This is a genomic window from Streptomyces sp. NPDC058741, from assembly GCF_042746715.1.
Classification (GTDB): Bacteria; Actinomycetota; Actinomycetes; order Streptomycetales; family Streptomycetaceae; genus Streptomyces.
Window position 1 is genome coordinate 1 of record NZ_JBHYQH010000106.1, and the last position, 2,425, is coordinate 2,425.

Sequence of the window (2,425 nt, forward strand, 5' to 3'; positions counted from 1 at the left end):
GCCGGACCTCTTCAACCGCCTCAGCAGAGACAGTCACGTCGCTCATCAGGTGCTACTTCCATGATCGGGAGTTACACCGAAGACCGTACAGACCCTGCCTGGTGTTGCGTAGGTAGGGGTTAACGGCAGTGGATATGTGGCGGTAAGACACGGGCGCCGACCGAGGACTGGCATAAGCGGGGGGTGCCTCTATGTCCTTCGTCAAGCCCGATGTGGTCATGCGACGGCTGCTTCAGGGCCGCGTGGTTCGTAGAAGGTGCCGTCGCGGAGCATGGCGAACAGGACGCTGATGCGGTGGCGGGCGAGGCGGAGGAGGGCCTGGGTGTGGGTCTTGCCCCGGGCCCGGCATTTGTCGTAGTAGGCGCGGGAGGCGGGGTCGTGCAGGGCTGCGAACGCGGACAGGAACATCGCGCGTTTGAGCTGCCGGTTTCCGCCTCGCGGTGCGTGTTCGCCGTGGATCGAGGTCCCCGAGGACTTCGTTGTCGGGGCGAGGCCGGCGTAGGAGGCCAGGTGGGCGGCGGTGGGGAAGTTGGTGCCGTCGCCGACGGTCACCAGCAGAACTGCGGCGGTCCTGACCGCGACCCCCGGCATCGAGGTCAGGACCTTGGAAAGAGGGTGATCCTCCAGCAGGGATCTGATCTGGGCTTCCAGGGCCCGGCGCTGTTCGTGGACGGCGGCGAGCGAGCGGGCCAGGGACGGGATGACAGTGTCGAGGGTGCCGGTTCCGGGGACGACGACGGTCTGTTCGTCGAGTGCGTCGAAGACGTCGTCGATCAGCCGGACGGCCATGCGTGGGGCCTTGGGTCTGATCACCTCGACGAGTCTGCGGCGGCCGGCTTTCCGCAGCGCGGCCGGGGAGCCGTAGCGTTCCAGCAGCCAGGTCACGGCGGGGTGGTCCAGCCGCGGTCCGAGGACGCGCTCCAGCGAGGGGTGGAACTGGGTGAGCAGGCCGCGTATCCGGTTGGAGGTGCGGGTGGCCTCGGCCGCGAGGTCCTGGTCGAAGCCCACCAGCACGGTCAGCTCGGCGGTGATCTCGTCGGTCAGCTCCAGCGAACGCAGCGTGTGCGGCATGGTGCGGGCCGCGTCAGCGATCACCGCGGCGTCCTTCGCGTCGGTCTTCGCCTCACCCGGATACAGGTCGGCGATCCGCCGCATCGCCAGGTTGGGCAGGTAGGCGACCTTGCAGCCCGCGTCCCGGGCCACGGTCAGCGGTAGGGCGCCGATGGAGGCGGGCTGGTCCACGATCACCAGCACGGTTCCGAACTTCGCGGTCAGCTTGTCGAAGACGGCCCGCAGCTTCGGCTCGCTGTTGGGCAACTGCTTGTCGAAGACCTTCTTCCCAGCCAGGGTGAGCCCATGGCCGTGATGAGCGGTCTTGCCGACGTCCAGGCCGAGGAACACGCCCACATCTTCGGTGTCGAACATCGCGCCCCTCCAGGAGAATTGAACGTGCCGGCCTCGGCAGTGGTGTCGTACGCGCGCATCCACGTTATGCAGACCTGCCGCCCACGAGCTGTCCGGCATTGCGCCGGACCGGGCGGTGGCCGGACCTCTCATCAGCGTCTCCGACGGCACCTCCCGGGCCCGGTGACACCACCCCCCAGGTCATCCGTTCGACAGGGGGCAACAGCCATGCCGGGCCCGGAGGCCAGCGGTCCCGTTGCGGAACCGCGAAGAAGATAACGGGGCACCACGTAACGCCGGGCGGTCCTCGTGTCCCGGCCGCAGAGGAGTCGCAACAGCGTCGTCACTGGTTGGGGGATCACATTGACGCGGAACCGGGTACGTCTCAGCGGCGGCTCAAGCTGGCAGACAGACTTCCGTCGCAGGACCACAGGGCGACCCGTGCGAACCCCCATGGAGATCGCCCAACTCCACCGGAGCCTGAGTCACACCCTCCTCAACCTCCAGCGCGCCGTGGAGAGATGGGCGGTGGCCGATGCTACCGACCTGTACGCCCTGGCGTGGGCCCAGGTAGCACAGGCCCCGCCCAGCGAGACCAGGAAGCAGCGGGAAGAACTCCAAGCGTTCAAGAAGGTGCTCAACTCCGCGTCCTGGCTGGAGGAAGGGCACCGTCGGTCAGCGGCCGGAATCCGGCAGAATGACCCGCGTCGGCAGACCTCCGCAGTGCCGTCGAGCCCCCGACCGGCCGAGAAGCCCGCACGCCGCCGTGCACCGCGCCGCGTCGTCAAGCCCGCCGAGGTCACCGGGGCGAACCACTCCTCTTCGCATGCGGCGAGTTCCAGCTCGGGGAATCCGGCTCACACCACCGAGCCGCCCCAGTTGGAGACCGGTCGGCTGTCGGAGATCGCGACTGAACTCCGGCCGCTGCTAGACGAGTGAGTCCTATGTGATCAGTGGTCGTACGCAATCAGGGATCGGGTGACCGGGGCTTCGGTCTTGCGGTTGTGCCAGATCGCCGTGG

At 67.9% G+C, this 2,425-nt stretch carries 2 protein-coding genes; one reads left to right on the forward strand and one right to left on the reverse strand.

Annotated elements, in window-relative coordinates:
• Window positions 1–216: 216 nt before the first annotated feature.
• Window positions 217–1,425 carry an IS110 family transposase gene (locus tag ACFW6P_RS32035; RefSeq protein ID WP_386425789.1) on the reverse strand — a complete coding sequence of 403 codons (1,209 nt, stop codon included), beginning with the start codon at window positions 1,423–1,425 and terminating at the stop codon, window positions 217–219.
• A gap of 420 nt (window positions 1,426–1,845) precedes the next feature.
• On the opposite strand from ACFW6P_RS32035, the gene ACFW6P_RS32040 reads away from it, so the two are divergent.
• Complete coding sequence (locus ACFW6P_RS32040) at window positions 1,846–2,343, forward strand: hypothetical protein (RefSeq protein WP_386425792.1); 498 nt, start codon at window positions 1,846–1,848, stop codon at window positions 2,341–2,343.
• The last annotated feature ends 82 nt before the right edge of the window (window positions 2,344–2,425 follow it).